The sequence below is a fragment of the Exiguobacterium sp. SL-10 genome, assembly GCF_004337025.1.
In the GTDB taxonomy this organism is placed as follows: Bacteria; Bacillota; Bacilli; order Exiguobacteriales; family Exiguobacteriaceae; genus Exiguobacterium.
Genome location: NZ_SJUP01000021.1, coordinates 1 through 19667, shown reverse-complemented (window position 1 = coordinate 19667; position 19667 = coordinate 1). Strand labels below are relative to the sequence as shown.

16 protein-coding genes, 3 tRNA genes, 3 rRNA genes, 1 other RNA gene and 1 other annotated feature are annotated in these 19667 nt (G+C 48.7%); of the genes, 5 read left to right on the top strand and 18 right to left on the bottom strand.

What is annotated here, in order from left to right; translation table 11 throughout:
* The 7 genes from EVJ33_RS14895 to tadA all read right to left on the bottom strand — a co-directional run.
* Window positions 1-106 (bottom strand): 16S ribosomal RNA (locus tag EVJ33_RS14895); the annotation flags it as partial.
* A gap of 380 nt (window positions 107-486) precedes the next feature.
* On the bottom strand, window positions 487-711 hold the full coding sequence (locus tag EVJ33_RS14890; RefSeq protein ID WP_131438306.1) for a YaaL family protein: 225 nt from the start codon (window positions 709-711) through the stop codon (window positions 487-489).
* Window positions 708-1307, bottom strand: a complete 600-nt coding sequence (gene recR / locus EVJ33_RS14885) for a recombination mediator RecR (protein WP_021065285.1) — start codon at window positions 1305-1307, stop codon at window positions 708-710. The genes EVJ33_RS14890 and recR overlap by 4 nt, the downstream gene beginning before the upstream one ends.
* 22 nt (window positions 1308-1329) lie before the next feature.
* Window positions 1330-1647, bottom strand: coding sequence for a YbaB/EbfC family nucleoid-associated protein (locus EVJ33_RS14880; RefSeq protein ID WP_034781885.1), 318 nt, complete (start codon window positions 1645-1647; stop codon window positions 1330-1332).
* 14 nt (window positions 1648-1661) lie between these two features.
* The gene (gene dnaX / locus EVJ33_RS14875; protein WP_131438305.1) at window positions 1662-3338 is read right to left on the bottom strand and encodes a DNA polymerase III subunit gamma/tau; all 1677 of its coding nucleotides are present in this window, start codon (window positions 3336-3338) and stop codon (window positions 1662-1664) included.
* Between the two features lie 94 nt (window positions 3339-3432).
* Window positions 3433-3701, bottom strand: an RNA gene (gene ffs, locus EVJ33_RS14870) — signal recognition particle sRNA large type.
* Window positions 3702-3754: 53 nt separating this feature from the next.
* A complete protein-coding gene (gene tadA, locus EVJ33_RS14865; RefSeq protein WP_131438303.1) occupies window positions 3755-4255 on the bottom strand; it encodes a tRNA adenosine(34) deaminase TadA in 501 nt (166 codons plus the stop codon).
* 121 nt (window positions 4256-4376) lie between these two features.
* On the opposite strand from tadA, the gene EVJ33_RS14860 reads away from it, so the two are divergent.
* Window positions 4377-5012, top strand: coding sequence for a deoxynucleoside kinase (locus tag EVJ33_RS14860; RefSeq protein WP_114167452.1), 636 nt, complete (start codon window positions 4377-4379; stop codon window positions 5010-5012).
* Window positions 5009-5680, top strand: coding sequence for a deoxynucleoside kinase (locus tag EVJ33_RS14855; RefSeq protein ID WP_021065290.1), 672 nt, complete (start codon window positions 5009-5011; stop codon window positions 5678-5680). The genes EVJ33_RS14860 and EVJ33_RS14855 overlap by 4 nt, the downstream gene beginning before the upstream one ends.
* A gap of 43 nt (window positions 5681-5723) precedes the next feature.
* On the opposite strand, the gene EVJ33_RS14850 is transcribed toward EVJ33_RS14855, so the two are convergent.
* The 8 genes from EVJ33_RS14850 to pdxS form a co-directional block, all read right to left on the bottom strand.
* Window positions 5724-6722, bottom strand: coding sequence for a hypothetical protein (locus EVJ33_RS14850; RefSeq protein WP_131438301.1), 999 nt, complete (start codon window positions 6720-6722; stop codon window positions 5724-5726).
* A gap of 166 nt (window positions 6723-6888) precedes the next feature.
* Window positions 6889-6978 (bottom strand) — tRNA-Ser (locus EVJ33_RS14845).
* A gap of 29 nt (window positions 6979-7007) precedes the next feature.
* A tRNA-Ser gene (locus tag EVJ33_RS14840) sits at window positions 7008-7098 on the bottom strand.
* 38 nt (window positions 7099-7136) lie between these two features.
* Window positions 7137-7227 (bottom strand) — tRNA-Ser (locus EVJ33_RS14835).
* Window positions 7228-7380: 153 nt separating this feature from the next.
* Window positions 7381-8667: a serine--tRNA ligase gene (gene serS / locus EVJ33_RS14830; protein WP_131438299.1), complete on the bottom strand. Its 1287-nt coding sequence runs from the start codon at window positions 8665-8667 to the stop codon at window positions 7381-7383.
* Window positions 8668-8719: 52 nt separating this feature from the next.
* Window positions 8720-8927, bottom strand: a binding site (T-box leader).
* A gap of 18 nt (window positions 8928-8945) precedes the next feature.
* Window positions 8946-10190, bottom strand: a complete 1245-nt coding sequence (locus EVJ33_RS14825; RefSeq protein ID WP_236634657.1) for a D-alanyl-D-alanine carboxypeptidase family protein — start codon at window positions 10188-10190, stop codon at window positions 8946-8948.
* A gap of 87 nt (window positions 10191-10277) precedes the next feature.
* Window positions 10278-10856 (bottom strand): pyridoxal 5'-phosphate synthase glutaminase subunit PdxT, encoded by a 579-nt coding sequence (pdxT, locus tag EVJ33_RS14820; protein WP_131438297.1) that lies wholly within the window; start codon window positions 10854-10856, stop codon window positions 10278-10280.
* Between the two features lies 1 nt (window position 10857).
* The gene (gene pdxS / locus EVJ33_RS14815; protein ID WP_021066746.1) at window positions 10858-11748 is read right to left on the bottom strand and encodes a pyridoxal 5'-phosphate synthase lyase subunit PdxS; all 891 of its coding nucleotides are present in this window, start codon (window positions 11746-11748) and stop codon (window positions 10858-10860) included.
* 284 nt (window positions 11749-12032) lie between these two features.
* Between pdxS and pdxR the strand changes: the two genes are divergently transcribed.
* From pdxR to EVJ33_RS14800, 3 genes are all read left to right on the top strand, one after another.
* Window positions 12033-13436, top strand: coding sequence for a MocR-like pyridoxine biosynthesis transcription factor PdxR (gene pdxR / locus EVJ33_RS14810; protein WP_131438295.1), 1404 nt, complete (start codon window positions 12033-12035; stop codon window positions 13434-13436).
* Window positions 13433-14047, top strand: coding sequence for a class A sortase (locus EVJ33_RS14805; protein ID WP_131438293.1), 615 nt, complete (start codon window positions 13433-13435; stop codon window positions 14045-14047). Before pdxR ends, EVJ33_RS14805 begins: the two co-directional genes overlap by 4 nt.
* A gap of 138 nt (window positions 14048-14185) precedes the next feature.
* Window positions 14186-17614 (top strand): alpha-amylase family glycosyl hydrolase, encoded by a 3429-nt coding sequence (locus EVJ33_RS14800; protein WP_131438291.1) that lies wholly within the window; start codon window positions 14186-14188, stop codon window positions 17612-17614.
* A gap of 45 nt (window positions 17615-17659) precedes the next feature.
* Here EVJ33_RS14800 and guaB read toward each other — a convergent pair whose 3' ends face one another.
* The 3 genes from guaB to EVJ33_RS14785 all read right to left on the bottom strand — a co-directional run.
* Window positions 17660-19123, bottom strand: coding sequence for an IMP dehydrogenase (guaB, locus tag EVJ33_RS14795; protein ID WP_034781919.1), 1464 nt, complete (start codon window positions 19121-19123; stop codon window positions 17660-17662).
* Window positions 19124-19373: 250 nt separating this feature from the next.
* Window positions 19374-19489 (bottom strand): 5S ribosomal RNA (rrf, locus tag EVJ33_RS14790).
* Between the two features lie 57 nt (window positions 19490-19546).
* A 23S ribosomal RNA gene (locus EVJ33_RS14785) occupies window positions 19547-19667 on the bottom strand; the annotation flags it as partial.

The following is a 19667-nucleotide window of genomic DNA, read 5'->3' as shown; positions in this document are numbered from 1 at the left end:
CCATCAACGTCCCCCCGAAGGGTTCGGATGATTTCCTGCGCTCGACTTGCATGTATTAGGCACGCCGCCAGCGTTCGTCCTGAGCCAGGATCAAACTCTCCAAAGAATTTGATATAGCTCTTTAAAAATGACGAAGCTTGCGCTTCATTCAAAAATTGTAAAACATTTTTTGCCTCATCGTTCAGTTTTCAAAGTTCGTCTGTCGTTCTTGGCGACTTAAACATCTTAACAAGCTATCAACCAGAAGTCAATATCTTTTTTTCGATTTTTAAAACCGCTCTCGGCGACGTCTATTAATATATCAATAAAACTTTAAATGCACAATAGCTTTTTTAGAAAAACTTTAATTTATTTTTTCAGCAGTCTGTGATTACTATATAAAATAACCAATAGGTTTCTAGTTCCTTCATTATATAGAGAAAAAAGTGACCGCTACATGAACCGCAGTAATCTGACATATAAAAAGGCGAGATGAAATATCTCGCCTTACGATCTTAAGTTCGAAAGTGAAACCTTGCGTTGCTTTGCCTCTTTTAAATAAAAGAAATACAACGCCTCCGCTTGTTTAACCTGCGCTGCTAATTCTCCAGTGTCTTCAATACTCACTTCAAGGATGCGACGCTTCGATTCGTACTTCGCCTTAGCATCTAATAGTTCTGACAAGAATCGTTGGTCATACCCATCTCGTAGAGGTTTGCGAAACCACCTCATAGTTCGCGTCTGCCTTCCATCGCTCTCGATAGAGTGACTTCATCCGCATATTCTAGATCGCCGCCTACAGGTAAACCGTGCGCAAGACGGGTTACGCGAATTCCAGTCGGTTTTAAGAGTCGGGACAGATACATTGAAGTCGCTTCCCCTTCGATGTTCGGGTTAGTGGCCAAAATCACTTCACTAATCGCTTCATTTTCTTGAAGACGCGTCAACAAGCTCGATACGTTAATATCTTCAGGACCAATCCCTTCCATCGGACTAATCGCCCCATGTAAGACATGATACTTCCCACGATACTCTCGCATTTTTTCCATCGCAATCACATCTCTAGAATCTTGAACAACGCAGACGACCGTCTCATCGCGATGAGAATCCGTACAAATTGCGCATGGATCAACATCTGTAATATGTCCGCATACGGTACAATATTTAATGTCACGCTTCGCACTGACCAGCGCCTTAGCGAACGTCAACACATCGTCTTCTTCCATATCTAATACGTGGAATGCTAGACGTATGGCAGTTTTCGGACCAATGCCCGGCAATTTGGTAAAGCTTTCAATCAAACGTCCGATCGCTTCAGGGTATTGCAACTCACATCTTTCCTTTCTTCACTTAAAAGCCTGGAAGGTTCATCCCTTGCGTGAAACGTCCCATTTTGTCATTAACGAGTTGATCAGCTTGCTTCATCCCGTCATTAACCGCTGCTAACACAAGATCTTGCAACATTTCAACATCATCAGGATCGACAGCATCTTCAGCGATGATGACATCTAGTACTTCTTTATGTCCGCTAACGATAACTTTAACCATGCCACCACCTGCAGTACCTTCAACCGTTAAGTCTTTCAATTCTTCTTGAGCTTTCGCCATATCTTTTTGCATTTTCTGCATTTGCTTCATCATGTTGTTCATGTTTCCCATTCCACGCATGTAGAGCGCCTCCTTTATACTTCTTCAATTTCAACGACGTCACCGAAACGCTCGAACGCCTTTGAGACAAGTGGATCGTCTTCCGCCACTTCTTCTTCTTTATGATCCGAACGTTCAGCTTGTTTACGAAGGATGAACTCATTCTTCAACTCAACCCAATCGGTCTCGAGTACAGCCATGATTTCTCGACGAATCCCCGTCACTTCGAATAAGGCTTGTTCAATCACGTCTCGCGTGCGACCGTTCGAGCTAACCTGCTCGTAATGCCACGTCATCCCATCTTTAAATTGTACCAGTAAGGTGTCACTAGCACAAAGCACAGCCTCACTCTCATAGAACAGTGCAAAAATCGGACCATCTTGCGTACGAATGTTCCCCATGATGTCTTCCCAGCTATCACGGATTGCGTTTAAGTGTTGGCGTTCCGCTCGTTGCAATAATTGACGAATGCGTTCTTTCGGGACTCGAATTTGAGTTCGCTTGGCAACTTTCGGTTTCTCTGCTGTTGCTTCCGCTGCAGGGACACCCGTTTTCTTGACTTCATTCAACTCGCGACTCAGTTCACGGACCTGCTCTTGAAGTTGTTTCATCTGCTCTGTCATCGTCCGTCCTTGTTCGGCAATCCGAATAAACGTTAACTCAACTAAGACTTTCGGATGGTTTGATAATCGCATCTGTTGCTGACAGTCATTCAACTCTTCAATCACTTGGAACAACTCGTCCGTCGACGTCGCTTCAACAAATTGTCGGAACGTCTCTGTCGGACGGGCGCGTTCGAGTAAATCGACCGCTTGCGGTGAAGCCTTTAAAAGTAAGGCATCACGATGAACGAACACGAGATCTTCAATGAATCGCTTCAAATCTTTACCTTCACGAAGCATCGTTTCCAACGTACTCAAAATTTGATCGAGTTGCTTCTGTTGTAAGCCATAAGCCATATCAAGTAGAGCATCATCCGTCACCGCGCCAGTCACTTCTAGAACAGCATCTTCGGTCAAACGGCCATCGCTAAAAGCGAGCGCTTGATCGAGTAGGCTGAGTGCATCACGCATCCCACCATCGGCAGCACGGGCAATCAGCTTGAGGGCCTCTGGATCATAGTCATAATCTTGATCGTTCAAGATATATGCCATACGTGTTTGCAATTGACCGACTTCATGCCGTTTCACATCAAAGCGCTGGCAACGTGAGATGATAGTTGCCGGAATTTTATGCGGTTCTGTCGTCGCCAAAATAAAGATGGCATGCGCCGGTGGTTCTTCCAACGTTTTCAATAAGGCGTTGAACGCCCCAGTCGAAAGCATGTGCACTTCATCAATGATATATACTTTGAAGCGCGCTTGAGAAGGCGGATATTTGACTTTATCCCGAATTTCTCGAATCTCGTCGACCCCATTATTTGAAGCCGCATCGATTTCAAACACGTCCGGGCTCGTCCCTTCCGTGATTGCGATACAAGTCGGGCATGTGTTACACGGTTCTCGTGTGGGTGCTGTCTCGCAGTTGATGGCTTTCGCGATAATTTTCGCCAAACTTGTCTTCCCGGTCCCTCGTGGACCCGAGAACAAATAGGCATGTGACATTCGTTCCTCAAGCAACGCATTTTGAATCGTACGTGTGATATGAATTTGACCGACAACCTCTTGGAACGACTGCGGACGATAAACCCGATACAACGCTTGATACGCCATGTCCCCGCCTCCTTTCTTCCTTACATTCTCTATTTCATCATACAAAAAAATCTACAACCCTGGGGCCGTAGATTGAAGTTATTAAATAAATCTGCCGCGCACCGATTTCTGAAAGCACGTCAATGTGCGTTACTCATGCAGTTTGCTCGGCCCAAGCACCCCTGCGGCACACGGTACGTCACCACTTAAGGCTGCTTCCTTCCGGACCTGACCTGGTTCATGGGTGACCGTTGCGCAGGACTCAGACGTCAACGCCACTTACACGAGGACAGGCCACACCAATGCACTCCCTCGAATCGGAATTCAGTCTCGCTATAGCGGATTGCGAGTTACAGGGCACCGCTACCTCCCCGCCTAGCACGGCAAATGGGTAAATGAAGTTAGGCACTTCGTTGAGTGCTATTACATTATACTGTTTAATCAGATGGGTTGCAACCTCTCTGTTCAAGCCGCGCCTGCTTCTTCCGTTCTCTAAGGTTTCGGAAGAAGCTCGTCAGCAACTCGCCACACTCTTCTGCTAAAACATTTTCGGTTACTTCGGCTTGGTGATTGAAGCGTTCGTCTTGAACAAGGTTCATGAGCGTCCCACAACATCCGCCCTTCGGATCGTGGGCACCAAAGACGACACGCTTCACACGAGACAGCACGATGGCCCCTGCACACATCGGACAAGGCTCTAACGTGACGAACAGTTCGCAATCCTCTAAACGCCAATTGCCGAGCGTCTGGTTCGCCTGCTCGATTGCAATCATTTCGGCGTGGGCCGCTGCCAACAAGTCGGTCTCTCGGCGGTTATGGCCGACGGCAATGACCTTATCATCTTTTACGATAACGCATCCAATCGGGACTTCGCCGATTGCTTCCGCCTTCCTCGCCTCTTCAATGGCGAGCCTCATAAATCGTTCATCTCGTTCCATATACACACTCCGTTTCTGATCACTTATTATGAAAAAAAATGAAAATCATTTCGCTCGCCCTATCCACTTCATTGTATGCTAGAATGGAACTTGCACTTTGGATAATGGAGGATGACATCATATGTTTATAACGGTAGAGGGACCGATTGGTGTCGGGAAAACGTCACTGGCCCATATCATCAGTCAGCACTTTTCAATGCAGATGCTGAATGAAATTGTAGAAGAGAATCCGTTTCTCGGCAAGTTTTATGAAGATATCGACGAATGGAGCTTCCAAACGGAAATGTTCTTCCTTTGCAATCGCTTCAAGCAATTAGACGATATCCACAAACACCACTTGAGTCAACAGCAATCCGTCGTTTCTGACTATCATATTTTCAAGAACTTAATTTTCGCTCACCGTTCCCTGAGACCAGCTCATTTGAACAAATATGAGCAAATCTATAAGATTTTGACACACGATATGCCGAAACCTGATGTCGTCATCTACTTACACGCCAGCATCGAGACGTTAATGAAACGTGTCGCATTGCGTGGACGTGAAGTAGAAGAGAACATGTCTCGCGATTACCTCGAACAGCTCGCTCATGATTACGAAACGTTTATCGAATCATACCGCGCGACGCATCCCGAAGTGACGATTCTTTCGTTTAGCGGAGATGAGCTCGACTTCGTCCAAAACCCGGATGATTTGACGCACGTCCTCTCGACGATCGAACGTGAATTAGAATTAACTAAAGGAGCACAAATCAAATGACGCTGAATGAAAAATATAACATTCCGAACGACACGATCATCACGATCGGTGGAATGGTCGGAATCGGTAAATCGACAATCACGAACTCACTTGCCGACGCCCTCAACTTCCGAACTTCACTTGAGAAAGTAGATACGAACCCTTATCTCGATAAATTCTATCATGACTTCGAGCGTTGGAGCTTCCACCTTCAAATCTACTTCTTGGCTGAACGGTTCAAAGAACAGAAGAAGATTTTCCAATATGGCGGTGGCTTCATCCAAGACCGTTCGATTTATGAGGATACAGGCATCTTCGCCAAAATGCACTATGAAAAAGGGACGATGTCTCCAACCGACTACGAGACGTACTCGAGTTTGTTTGAAGCGATGGTGCTGACACCGTTCTTCCCGCATCCTGACTTGCTGATCTATCTCGAAGGTTCGTTCGAGCAAGTTCTCGACCGCATTCAAATGCGCGGACGTGAGATGGAGCAACAAACACCAATCACGTATTGGGAAGAAATGTACGCGCGCTATACGGAGTGGATCAATAACTTCAATCTTTGCCCGGTGCTTCGTCTTTCAATCGAAGAGTATGACTTGATCAATGACCCGAACTCGGTTGAACTCATCTTGGAGAAAATCGAGAAACAATTGACAATCGCTCGCGAAGCGAAAGTTAGATAAGTAAAGAAGGTGTACTGCTCGCTTGAGCGGTACACCTTCTTTTTTATGTGTGGGCGATATGCGGTTTACGATACGTCGGCGTCTTTCGAGCTTTTCGGAACCCGTCGATGGAATCAAACACTGCGGCCAAAATCGTGATGGCGACGACCAATCCAAATACCCAATCGAACGAGAGTATGCCGTTCGGAACGTTCGTCTCGATCCAGTTCAAAAATCGTGGATCGAGTAACTGGGGGGAACTGGCCATCCAGATGATGAACGTGGCCGAGATGATATTGTAGATCAAATTAAACGAAGCGAGCGCATACGTCCAATGTCCGTTCATCCACTTCCATACCCCAAGCACGACTTGAAACAAGATGACGGTCACAAATAACCAAATCACATCCATCAGGAACGTTTGATTGAAGATGGGAGTGACCATCGTGAACCCCGCGTTCGTCGATTCATAAATCCCTAGTAACCGTTCGGCGTTAATATACACGCCAAACCACACAGCTGTCCAAAACAACCCGAACCCTACGTCAAATTTACTGATTCGACCGCCCTTCAACCGCTCTTTCAGCTTGGACACATCCCATTTCATATCTGGCGCCGGTACATCATCCGGTGCATAGCGCTCAACCAAAAAGAAGACGAGCGTAATCCAAAACACGAGCTGAATCCCGACCTCCCATAGCGCATCGAACATGTTCGTCAAAAATGTGCCGATTGTCGGAATAAGCGGTCCTGAGAACGTCGGCATGCTAGACAACACGAGACCGAAGAAAACGACAGCTAAGACGATTGGAACGACAAGTTTAATAACGGTCACATACATGGGGAAAAAACGTGGTCCGATCACATACTGTCCTTCCTTATAACGCGCGGCCACGACGGTTGGATGCCCCATCTCCTCTAACACTCGTTTCACGTCTGCCTCAGTCGGGTGTTCGGGCAATGCCAGCTCAATCGATTGCCGAATCGAGGTAGCCGCCTCCTCGCGCCGTTTCGGAGGAACATGCCGTACGACCTCATCGATATACATCTCAATCCAATCCATGACGCTCATCTCCTTCCTTACGCGCCACTATAGTCTACTCTATGTAGATTCCCGGTTTACGCGCGGCTTAGCCAGATTTCGTCGGATTGCCACAAACAAAAAAGTCGCAGACCGAAGTCTGCGACCATAAAAAAAACGCATCTGCCCATGCAGATGCCAAAACAAGCGGAGTTGGTGGGATTCGAACCCACGCGAGCCTTACGACTCCTAACGGATTTCGAGTCCGTCCCCTTCAGCCGGGCTTGGGTACAACTCCAGGCTTAAAAAAGTGTAAAAAAAAGAAAGTGGAGGAGGTGGTGGGATTCGAACCCACGCAGGCTATTACACCCCTGACGGTTTTCAAGACCGTTCCCTTAAACCACTTGGGTACACCTCCAAAAAAGTATGAAATTGTTGAGCCTCCAAAAATAAAAATGGAGGAGGTGGTGGGATTCGAACCCACGCAGGCTATTACACCCCTGACGGTTTTCAAGACCGTTCCCTTAAACCACTTGGGTACACCTCCAAAGCTCATATACAATTGGTGAGCAAACATCTCGCTCGACATGATTTATAGTACCAACTTGGCAGACAGATGTCAAACCCTTTTGTGAAAAAACATTAAAAAAAACCAAAAAAAATCCCGCCTGAACGATACGTTTCAGACGGGTTGGTTTGTTCATGACTGAGGCATTTCAATTTTCTCGACGCCGCCCATATATGGACGTAATACTTCTGGAATGACGACTGAACCGTCTGCCTGTTGGAAGTTCTCTAAAATTGCAGCAACGGTCCGTCCGACTGCGAGGCCAGATCCGTTAAGCGTGTGGACGAATTCAGGTTTCGCGTTCGCTTCGCGACGGAAACGGATTCCGGCCCGGCGCGCTTGGAAGTCTTCAAAGTTCGAACAAGATGAGATTTCACGATACATCCCTTGCGCTGGCATCCACACTTCGATGTCATATTTCTTCGCAGCCGTGAAGCCGAGATCTGCCGTACACATGCTGAGCACTTGATAAGGGAGACCGAGACGCTTAAGCACTTCTTCAGCGTGGCTCGTCAAGAGTTCGAGTTGTTCATAAGACTCTTCAGGTTTCACGAATCGGACGAGCTCGACTTTGTTGAACTGATGCTGACGAATGAGCCCACGCGTGTCGCGTCCGGCTGATCCTGCTTCTGAACGGAAACAAGCGCTATACGCCGTATACGTAATTGGAAGTTGGTCTTCCGTGATAATCTCGTCACGGTGCATGTTCGTCACCGGAACTTCTGCCGTCGGCACGAGGAAGTAATTCGTGTCCGCCACTTTGAATGCATCTTCTTCGAACTTAGGAAGTTGTCCCGTCCCCGTCATCGCGTCTCGATTGACCATATAAGGAGGGAGCACTTCAGAATAGCCATGTTCATCGGCATGCATATCCATCATGAAGTTGATGAGGGCACGTTCAAGACGGGCGCCAAGGCCTTTATAAAACACGAACCGGCTTCCGGTCACTTTACCCGCTCGTTCCACATCGACAATCTTCAAGTCTTCCATGACGTCCCAATGTTGTTTAAGCTCGAATTCGAACGTCGGTTTTGTGCCGACTTCACGGATGGTGATGTTATCGTCTTCCGTTTCGCCAATCGGCGTTGATTCGTGCGGGATGTTCGGGATGCTGAGGAGAATCAGGTTCAATTCGGCCTCGACTTCGCGCAACTCTTCATCGAGCAATTTGATTTCGTCCCCGAGACGGCGCGTCTCGAGAATCGGTCCATCCGCATCTTGCTTATTACGTTTCAATTCCGCAATTTGCTTCGTCGCTTCATTTCGTTTCGCTTTCTTCACTTCAACCTCATTGATCAAGTTGCGGCGTTTCTCTTCTAGTTCCGGAAAACGATCGAGCGCACTCAAGTCTTCACCGCGATGAGCAAGCTTCGTTTTAATCTCTTCAAAATCTGTTCGTAATCGTTTAATGTCTAACATTCGTTATTCCTCCTTTTTTCACATAAAAAGGTGGCACGCCCCTTTCCCGTAGGAAAGGGACGAACCACCTTGGATCCGCGTTGCCACCCTCGTTGCCCGAAATCGGGCCACTCGATGCACGTAACGTGTGCGTAACGTGACTTGTTTCCAAGCCAATGCTCCGAGGCCGATTCGGTTACATCATCCCACTAGTTTGCACCAACCACTAGCTCTCTGTCAGTAGATGACCGTAACGTACTTTTCCCCATCATTGCATCTGTCATTGAATTAGTTTTACTTTACAACATCTCAACTCTATCGACAAGACTCAGTTTTCCGAGCACAAGTCGAATCTCATCTAAAAAGTCCGAGAAGGCACGCGTCATGCGTGTCAAAAATGATGCCATCTCGACCGGTTCGGCCGCGACGAGCGTTCCTTTAGGTGGAAGTTCACCATCTAGATAGCGGACGCTTCCGGAAGGCTCGATCGTGACGGTCCCGACCTGTTGATCGGCCGCAACCGGGGCTTTCGTATCTGGCAGGTCGTATGTCGGTTCAGGCACATCCTGTCCTTTTCCGATGAGCACTTCAAAGGCCGACGTCGTGCGCACTTTTGCCGACTCGACTGTACCTTCGGCGACATGGAGCGTCGCCGGGACGATTTCACCGGTCCGTAAAATCGGGGTTAAGACAAACTCTCCATATGCATAGTCGTGAAGAGCCTTTGTAGCGGTATAGCGTCCTTGATCGGTCTTCGCTCCGAGAACGACTGACAGAACGGTACGTCCATCTCGCGTCGATACTCCAACGAAACAGTAACCCGCGTCATCAGTCGTACCCGTCTTAAAGCCGAGCATACCCGGATAGGCTAAATTACGACCGGCAAGCATCTGGTTCGTCGCTTCGAAGCGGACCCCATCGATGTCGACGTATGCTTGTTTCGTCACTTCAAGCACCTCGGGGAACTTCGTCAAATAGGCCAAAGCAAGCTTCATCAAGTCATTGGCCGATGTCAAGTTCTCTCCGGGACGGTCCGCTGATACAGAATCAAGTCCTGACGCATTGGCGAACGTCGTTTGGGTCATGCCGAGTTCAGTCGCCCGTTCGTTCATTTTCTTAACGAACACACCTTCCGAACCCGAGACAGCCTCGGCCAATGTGACTGCCGCCTCGTTTGCAGAACGAATCAACGCCACGTCATAAAGTTCTTTTACCGTGTACGGTTTATTGACGAGCGGAATCCGGGCTAGTCCCGGTTTTCGGGTCAGCGCCAACGCCTTGTCACTCGGGGTCACTTCTTGGTTCCAACTGAGGTCACCCGCTTCGATCGCTTCCCGGACGAGAAAAGCGGTCATCAGCTTAGTGATTGATGCCGGAGGGAGCATCGCGTCTTCTTCTTGTGAGAACAGGATTTGTCCCGTCGTCATATCCACGAGCATTGCGCCGGTCGCATCAACTTTAGGTGCCGCCGATGCATCCGTCGGCACGATCATATTTAAAAGGACTGCCCAAACGAGCATCCATCCGATCCATCTTTGTCTCACGGTCTTGCCCCTTTCTATACGTATCTCGTTACAGTGTAGCAAAAAAACGCATGAAAAAGACTCCCTATTTAATAGGGAGCCTTTCGATCAGGCGAGTTGTCGCTTCGTCGCTTCAACCATCTCCAAGAAATAGCGATGCATCGATAAATCGTCTGTCAATTCCGGATGGAACGAGCAGGCCATATACTTGTCATATCGAACCGCGACAATCGCTTCCTCGACCTCGGCGAGCACTTCGACGCTCGCTTCGACCGATGCGACTTGCGGCGCTCGAATAAACACCGCTTCGACAGCGTCATCGATTCCTTTGACAGCCAAATCGACTTCAAAGCTATCCACTTGTCGTCCGAACGCATTCCGTTTGACCGTCATCGGGATTTTACGCAGATGCGCATCATATCCTTCGACTTCGGTCGCGAGCAAAATCAAACCGGCACATGTGCCGAACATCGGCAACGTCGTATTCGCACGAAGTGGTTCGAGCAAGTCATAGCGATCAAGCAGACGACGCATCGCCGTGCTCTCCCCGCCGGGCAAGACGAGACCGTCGATGCGGTTCAAGTCATCGACCGAACGGACGACGAGCGTGTCCGCTCCAAGTGATTCCAGCATCTGGACGTGTTCGCGAATCGCGCCTTGCATTCCGAGTACACCGATTGTCGTCATCTTACCAGCCTCGCGGTGCCATAAGTTCTTCTTGTTTGAGCGTACGGACGTCGAGTCCTTTCATCGCTTCGCCGAGTCCTTTCGACAAGTGAGCGATGCGCTCATAGTCATCATGGTACGTCGTCGCTTCGACGATGGCACGGGCAAACTTCTCAGGGTTCTCCGCTTTGAAGATGCCTGATCCGACAAAGACGCCATCCGCTCCGAGGTGCATCATGAGTGCTGCGTCGGCTGGTGTCGCAATTCCGCCTGCGGCGAAGTTGACGACCGGGAGACGACCTGCTTCACGGATTTGCATCAAGACTTCAAACGGGGCACCAAGGTCACGTGCTTCCGTCATTACTTCATCGATGCTCATTGAAAGCAAACGTTTTACTTGGGCTTGAACCGTACGCATGTGACGAACTGCTTCGACGATGTTTCCTGTTCCCGGCTCACCTTTCGTCCGGATCATCGCTGCGCCTTCACCGATGCGGCGTGATGCTTCACCAAGATCACGAGCGCCACAGACGAACGGTGCTTTATAGTCCCGTTTGTAGAGATGGAACTCTTCGTCAGCCGGTGTCAATACTTCGCTCTCGTCAATGAAATCTACCCCCATTGATTCAAGAACACGTGCTTCAGCGATGTGACCGATGCGGCACTTCGCCATGACTGGTACTGATACCGCACCCATGACATCTTCGATGATTGTCGGGTCGGCCATACGGGCGACACCACCCATTTTACGAATGTCTGAAGGTACACGCTCGAGCGCCATAACGGCGACTGCTCCTGCTGCTTCAGCAATCTTCGCTTGCTCAGCGTTGATGACGTCCATGATGACGCCACCTTTTTGCATCTCAGCCATACCGCGTTTTACTTTGTCTGTCCCTACTTGTCTCTTTTCCAAATGGATCCCCTCCAATAAGCTAGTCTACTTGCAAGTATAAATTGATTTGACTATATTGAAAGTGCCAGTTTTGTATTTTCTGAAGTGGTCAGTTTAAACAAAGGACTTCATTTCCTAATTCTCGAATGTTGTAAAGGACAAGGGGGATGATGAAATGGACCAATGGAACAGTCGTGACGAGGCGCATGAACGAAGCTTTTTCGGGAAAGCCGGAGTGTTTTCGCTCCTACTCGTTATCGGATTCACGCTCTATTTTTTCTTTGGCTGATTAGAAAGGATTAACTATGGATATGCTAACCTTCTCGCTCGAGGTCGACTCGAGCGTTCCGTTATATGAACAACTTTATATGCACATTCGACAAGCCATCGTCGATGATACCCTCACCACCGGGACAAAACTTCCGTCCAAACGAAAGTTAGGCGAATTTTTAGATGTGTCGCAAACGACAGTTGAACTCGCTTACGCCCAACTGCTCGCGGAAGGATATATCGAGTCGTTACCGCGAAAAGGCTTCTACGTATTACCACAAGAAGAACTGTACGTCCGTCGTAGCAGTAGCTTAATTGAACCACTACCGATGAAAAAGACGTATCAGTTCGATTTATATCCGAGTCAAATTGATACGACAGCTTTCCCATTTGAACGATGGCGGCGTCATTTGAAACAAGTCGTGTCGGAAGAGCACCATGATTTGCTCGCACTCGGTTCGGTTCAAGGCGACTTCGTGCTTCGCCAAGAGATTGCGACCTATCTCTATCACTCGCGCGGCGTTCATTGTTCACCCGAACAGATCGTCGTCGGTTCCGGCACCGAGCAGTTGCTCCCACAATTATTGGAGCTTCTGCCCGATAGCACAATTTTCGGCATTGAGGATCCCGGTTATCCGCTCACCCGACAACTGTTCGCCCATCAACGGCGGACGTTCATCCCGATTCCTGTCGATGAGAGCGGCGTCCGTGTCGATCTTGTGGAACAAGCATCCATCGATGCCCTTTATGTGACACCCGCCCATCAATTTCCGACCGGAACGATTCTTTCGGTCAGTCGGCGCCAACGTCTGCTCAATTGGGCATCGGAGCAGCAAACGTATGTGATTGAAGACGATTATGATAGCGAATTCCGTTACAGTGGCAAGCCGATCCCTTCTTTGCAAAGCATGGATCAAAACGAGCGCGTCATCTATTTGAGCACGTTCTCGAAATCGTTGATGCCTTCTTTACGAATCGGCTACATGGTACTCCCGCCTCCGCTGTTGAACCGCTACCGAGAACGCTACCGTCATTTCACATGCAGCGTGCCCCGTTTCGAGCAACATACGTTAGCCGAGTTTATGGCAACCGGGGATTTTGAGAAACACCTGAACCGGATGCGGAAAACATATCGCCGCAAACTTGAAATCATCATCGCCGCCTTCAAACCGTACGAGCCGACCGTCTCTATCACAGGTGCGAGCGCGGGCCTCCACGTCGTCCTGTCTGTCCAAACGACAAAGTCGAGCGAGGAATTAAAACGTCTGGCTGAAGCCTCGAGTATCCGAATCAATGCGATGACAGACTATCGCATCGAATCAACCGACACGATTCCTCAATTTTTATTTGGATTCGCCGCCTTATCCGAAGAAACGCTGCCCGCTGCCGTCAGTGCACTCATGTCGTGTTGGAACATTCAGAAAGGAAGAGATGGATGAAACGGTCACGCTATGTCGTCGGTGGACTCTTCTTATTAATCGGTACACTGCTGTTATCCGAATCGTGGTGGAAAGACCAACTCACAACATGGAACAGTCAACAAGTGACCGCCGAAATTCAGCCGAAACTTCTCGAAACCGGCGAATTTGAGTTTTCAAACGTCGAGCCGTTATTATGGGAACAACTATTGACTGTGCGCAATCGGTTTCATGATTTACCGACCATCGGCCTCATTTCGATTCCAGAAATCGAACTTGAGCTCCCCATCTTATACGGGCTCGACAATGAGAACTTGGCGGTCGGTGCTGGAACGATGGACCCGGACCAACGCATGGGAACCGGAAACTATGCGCTCGCCGGCCACTACACGCAAAGTCCGACCGTCTTGTTCGGCCCGCTTCATATCGCCGCCGTCGGCATGTCGATCTACGTGACCGACATGACACACACGTTCCATTACGAGGTCACTTCGCTTGAGACCGTCCCCCCGACACGGGTCGACGTACTCGATGCAACAACGGAACCGACGATTACGCTCGTCACATGCACGTTCGATGCGACAGAACGCTTGATTGTGAAAGGACGCTTCGTGAACCAAACGCCTCTCTGACCGATAGGCGTTTTTATTATTTTTTTAAAAATATATTGTGAGCGCTTACATATTCAGCTAAACTATTCCTGAAACCGTTTGCACAATTTTGACAATTCGTTGCCCTGTAGACGACACATTCCATGAAAGAGGTGCTTTATGAAGAAGAAAGCGGCACGACAGACGACCACGTTATTGTTATCATCCGTTCTCCTGATCCAAGCCGGTGTCCCGATGAACGCATTGGCCGAGCCTGCGACAATCTCGATTGACGGTTTAAAAACGGATTGGACGAACACGCCAGCGCTCGCCACATCCCAACAAGCGGGTTGGCAAGGATTCGATTTAGGAGACGTCTATCTGCAGAACGATGCGCGTAACCTTTACTTTTATGTGGATGCGAACAACGTCCCGAACTGGGGTGACAATGGTCAGTACATAAATATCGCTCTTCAAATCAATGAACAGGATTCAGGCGTGGCGACAAACCCGCTTGGCCATCCGTTCAACTTTAGCCAAACCGATAAAAAACCACAGTATCATATTTTACTTCGTGTCGATGGCGACACGTCGGTAAAAGAAGCCGCTTTGTATGAAGCAGGGAAATCCACGCCGCTCGCAAACTTGAGCAACTTGAATGGTACCTCGTTCGCCGTTGATCGCACGAAAGGATTCGAAGGGAAAATTCCTTTGTCGCTACTTGGTTTAAGCAATGAGGATACTGTTCGTGTCCTCACGGTACTCAGCGGGAATAACGCTACCGAGCACGGTGCGTTCGATACAATTCCAAGCAATGCGGCCAATAAAATCGCTGATAGTTGGAACGTTTCTGCGAATCCATCGACACAATCGGTATATAGCCCGGCCTTCACGTTAAGCGGTGTCGAGACGGTCAGTCAACTTGAAGTGACAACGGTCATGCCAGCCAATCAATCGGAACAAGTGGATATCAAGTCACCGATCACATGGACGTTCAATGAGCCTGTAACACTAGATGCCTCGAAAGTCAGCTTGATGAATGGGGAGACGGCTGTACCGTTCACGGCTGAAGTGAATGGATCAACAGTAACGGTCACACCGACTGAGCCACTCGGCTTGAATCAAACGTATACCGCAACCCTTCCCGCAGACGTCGTGAAAGGCAACCTGTCGAACACAACGTTACCGGCATTGACGACATCATTTAAAACCATCACTGAAATCGCGGATCCATGGAAAACGCAACGCTACATCGAGATGTTGTACGTTCGGGCTGATCACGATTACACCGATTGGAATTTATGGACGTGGAGCACGGGTGCCAAAGATGGCCAGGTGGACCCATACAAAATCACTGAAGAAGGTGCTGTCTTCCGTATCCCAGTCGGAAAAGATGCGACCAACGTAGGCTTCGTCATCCGCAAAGGCACGGATTGGGCTGTGAAAGATGGTTACGGGGAAGATCGCTATGTGAAACTCGGTAGCGATCGGGTGACGAAAGTCGTCGTCGAGAGCGGAAAAGGAACGTTCCACCAAGTACCGACGATTCAAGGGCCCGTGTTTGAAGATGGTGCCGTCACGTTCTTCTACCGTGACAAAGCGTTGTATGAAGCCGGACAACTCGATGAAATCGACAACGTGGCGTTAAAGGTCAATGGTGTTACCTATCCGATGACATATGAAGCGAAAAACGAATGGTTCCGCCACACGGTCAAACTACCGGAAGGCAAACATGACTACACGTTCCTCGTCACAAAAGACGGTGTGACGACTGAAGTGAAGGACCCCTATTTTGAGGCATCAAGCGTCGAATATCGCCGTCCAAACATCAAATTGGCCGCTTCTGTGGCTCCAAAAGCAATCAGTTCTCGAGAGAACGCGGTCGTCCATGTGAAGCCGACGTTGCCAAAAGGTGTCACGTTACGAGAAATGTACATCGATGCACGTCCAATCGGTGGACCGGCCAAACTTGCGGTCGATCCAGCACTGAACAAACAAACGATTGCAGTCAAAGACACTGTGAAACCAGGTAGAAAATCTTTGACAATCACAGCGATCGATCAATACGGAAACGTCCATAAGACGAAAACGTCGCTAACGGTCCGACCAGTCTCGATGAAAGACAAACAAGCGTTTGATTGGGACGAGGCACGGATTTACTTCATGCTGACCGATCGTTTCTATGATGGTGACAAAACGAATAACAACCCGAACGGTGAATACTACGACCAAGACCATCTTGAGTCGTATCACGGCGGTGACTTTGCCGGTGTTACGAAAAAGCTCGACTACTTGGACAAATTAGGCATTAATACGATTTGGATCACCCCGATCGTCGACAACATTGACTGGGATCTTCGCTATGGCAAAGATGGTTCCCAATATGGCTACCACGGCTATTGGGCGAAAAACTTCGAAAAACTCGATGAGCATCTTGGAGACATGAAGGCGTTCCATCGCCTCATCGACGAAGCAAACGCACGAGGCATCAAGATTATGGTCGACGTCGTCTTGAACCATCCTGGCTATGGGATGGAACCAGGGGCCGTAGACACAGGCGCCACAAACTTCCCTACTAATAAAGAACGTAAAGTGTTCGACGGCATGATTCGCTCAAATCCGGTCGATGGCGATGACTTGAAGATGTCTCTCTCCGGACTACCGGACTTTAAGACCGAAGAGGCTGCCGTTCGTCAACAACTCGTCAAATGGCAGACCGATTGGATTAAACGATCGAAGACGAAGAAAGGGAATACCATCGATTACTTCCGCGTCGATACGGTCAAACACGTCGATTCGACGACATGGAAGTCGTTTAAAAACGAGTTAACAGCACTCAAACCAGACTTCAAGATGATTGGAGAACATTACGGCGCAAGTGTGAACAACACGGGCGGTTATTTGAAGAGCGGTCAGATGGATTCGTTACTCGACTTTGACTTCAAGTATCAAGCCGAACGGTTCGTCAACGGGAATATTGATGACGTCGAGAGCGCACTCCAATACCGCAACTCACAACTCTCGAATGAAGCGACGCTCGGACAGTTCCTGAGTAGCCATGACGAAGACGGCTTCCTCGTATCACGTGCTGGCGGAGATGAAGGGAAACATATGGTCGCCGCATCGCTTCAAATGACGGCGAAAGGCCAACCTGTCATCTATTATGGTGAAGAGGTCGGACAGTCCGGAAAACATGCTATGGATATGGATAAAGGCGAATTCAATGAAAACCGCTATGACTTTGACTGGAAGCGAGTCAAAGGAGAAGGCAAAGCGATGCATACGCACTACCAAAAACTACTCAATATTCGTGCTGACTATTCGAAAGTGTTTAGTAAAGGAACACGCGCTGTTATTGCGGGTGGATCTGCGACTGGGTATTCTGTCTTTGAGCGAAAACACGGCAAAGACTCGGTTCTCGTTGCCTTGAACACGAAAGAAGCAAAACGAACAATCACGTTCAAAACGAAACTGAAGCACAATACGAAACTTGTCGACCGCTATAGCGGACGTCAGTATGTCGTTAAACGTGATGGAAAAGTCACGGTCAGCTTGCCAGCGCAAGACGATGGCGGTACAGTCATCCTTGTCAAAAAAGCCAAAAAATAATAGCGAAAAGCCGTTGCCTCTACATCGAGACAACGGCTTTTTTGATTAACGTGAATAGTTTGGAGCTTCTTTTGTAATGTGTACATCATGTGGATGGCTTTCTTGCAAACCAGCCCCAGTCATACGGATAAACTGAGTATCCTCGCGTAATGCACGGATGTCAGCTGCCCCACAGTAACCCATTCCTGAGCGAAGGCCTCCGATGAGCTGATACACTGTATCTGCTAACTCGCCACGATAAGCGACACGACCTTCGATCCCTTCTGGCACGAACTTTTTGTCCGCTTCTTGGAAATAACGATCTTGACTTCCACGTTTCATCGAAGCTTCAGAACCCATCCCACGGTATGTCTTGAACTGACGCCCTTGATAGATTTCCATCTCTCCCGGACTCTCTTTCACACCAGCGAGAAGACTACCGAGCATGACCGCATGGCCACCCGCCGCGATGGCTTTCACGATATCACCTGAATACTTGATTCCGCCATCGGCGATGACTGTGACACCGTGTTCTCTAGCTTCTGTCACACAGTCGTATACCGCCGTGATTTGTGGAACACCGACACCGGCCACAACACGTGTCGTACAGATTGATCCTGGGCCAATCCCGACTTTGATGACCGATGCACCCGCTTCAATCAAAGCGCGTGTCGCTTCGGCTGTCGCGACGTTCCCAGCAATAATTGGAAGCGTCGGGAACATGTCACGTAACTCTTTCACTTTCTCGATGACGCCGGCTGAATGTCCGTGAGCTGTATCTACTACTAAAGCGTCGACACCAGCATCGACAAGGATTTGTGCACGTGATGCCGCATCTTTCGTGACACCGACAGCGGCTGCAACGAGTAAGCGACCTTGTTTGTCTTTCGCTGCGTGCGGGAACTGTTCGACTTTCTCAATATCTTTTGTCGTAATGAGACCTTTCAACACGCCTGAATCGTCGACGAGCGGCAACTTTTCAATCCGATGTTGATGCAGGATGCGCTCAGCTTCTTCAAGTGACGTCCCTACTTTCGCCGTGACAAGGTTCTCTGTAGTCATGACGTCTGCAATCACTGTCGAATAATCTTTAATGAAGCGAAGGTCACGATTCGTCAAGATACCAATCAATTTGCGTTCCGTTTCTGAATTGACGATTGGGACACCCGAAATACGGTATTTACTCATCAAGTACTCTGCATCATACACTTGACGTTCTGGCGTCAAGTAGAATGGGTTGGTGATGACCCCATTCTCTGAGCGCTTAACGCGATCGACGTGTTCAGCCTGCATCTCCATCGACATGTTTTTATGAATGACTCCTAGACCGCCTTGGCGGGCCATAGCGATGGCCATCGGTGCTTCTGTGACCGTGTCCATTCCTGCACTGATGATTGGAACGTTCAATTCAAGGCCTTCACAAAGCTTAGTGCTCAAACTTACATCTCTTGGCAAGACATTAGAAAAGCGCGGTACGAGTAACACATCATCAAACGTTAATCCTTCTTTTGCAAACTTGTTTTCCCACATAAAAATCGATTGCCCCTTTCCCTATCGGACCCGAATCTTTGTTTCGAAATATTTCTGTAATGGTAACAGGTATAGGCCGAAAGTGCAATTCAATTCCCGATGTTCAGAAAGTTCAGAATTGTGTTCGATTCATTGCATTCCATCTTTTAATGTTCGGAAAGAGGTTAGATATCATTAAAAAATAGAGTTTTACAATAAAATTCTACAGAAAAAGGACGACCAAGCAGATGCTTGATCGTCCTTCGCGTTGGCCTGGCAACGTCCTATCCTCACAGGGGGAGACCCCCAACTACTTTCGGCGCTGAAGCGCTTAACTTCCGTGTTCGGCATGGGAACGGGTGTGGCCGCTTCGCTATCGCCACCAGACATAGAGAGATTGTTCTCTCAAAACTGAAGATTCATCAATTCATACAAACCTTAGACTAGATCAAAGCCTCGACCGATTAGTATCATTCAGCTCCACACGTCGCCGTGCTTCCACCCATGACCTATCTACCTCATCGTCTCTGAGGGGTCTTTCTTGATTGCTCAAAGGGAAATCTCA

Bases quoted from the DNA above. Each gene is read 5' to 3' on its own strand.
- EVJ33_RS14890 (WP_131438306.1), bottom strand. From the start codon at position 711: ATGAGGTGGTTTCGCAAACCTCTACGAGATGGGTATGACCAACGATTC.
- EVJ33_RS14800 (WP_131438291.1), top strand. From the start codon at position 14,186: ATGAAGAAGAAAGCGGCACGACAGACGACCACGTTATTGTTATCATCC.
- EVJ33_RS14880 (WP_034781885.1), bottom strand. From the start codon at position 1,647: ATGCGTGGAATGGGAAACATGAACAACATGATGAAGCAAATGCAGAAA.
- serS (WP_131438299.1), bottom strand. From the start codon at position 8,667: ATGTTAGACATTAAACGATTACGAACAGATTTTGAAGAGATTAAAACG.
- EVJ33_RS14805 (WP_131438293.1), top strand. From the start codon at position 13,433: ATGAAACGGTCACGCTATGTCGTCGGTGGACTCTTCTTATTAATCGGT.
- pdxT (WP_131438297.1), bottom strand. From the start codon at position 10,856: ATGACGACAATCGGTGTACTCGGAATGCAAGGCGCGATTCGCGAACAC.
- EVJ33_RS14850 (WP_131438301.1), bottom strand. From the start codon at position 6,722: ATGGATTGGATTGAGATGTATATCGATGAGGTCGTACGGCATGTTCCT.
- guaB (WP_034781919.1), bottom strand. From the start codon at position 19,123: ATGTGGGAAAACAAGTTTGCAAAAGAAGGATTAACGTTTGATGATGTG.
- pdxR (WP_131438295.1), top strand. From the start codon at position 12,033: ATGGATATGCTAACCTTCTCGCTCGAGGTCGACTCGAGCGTTCCGTTA.
- tadA (WP_131438303.1), bottom strand. From the start codon at position 4,255: ATGGAACGAGATGAACGATTTATGAGGCTCGCCATTGAAGAGGCGAGG.
- EVJ33_RS14855 (WP_021065290.1), top strand. From the start codon at position 5,009: ATGACGCTGAATGAAAAATATAACATTCCGAACGACACGATCATCACG.
- dnaX (WP_131438305.1), bottom strand. From the start codon at position 3,338: ATGGCGTATCAAGCGTTGTATCGGGTTTATCGTCCGCAGTCGTTCCAA.
- EVJ33_RS14860 (WP_114167452.1), top strand. From the start codon at position 4,377: ATGTTTATAACGGTAGAGGGACCGATTGGTGTCGGGAAAACGTCACTG.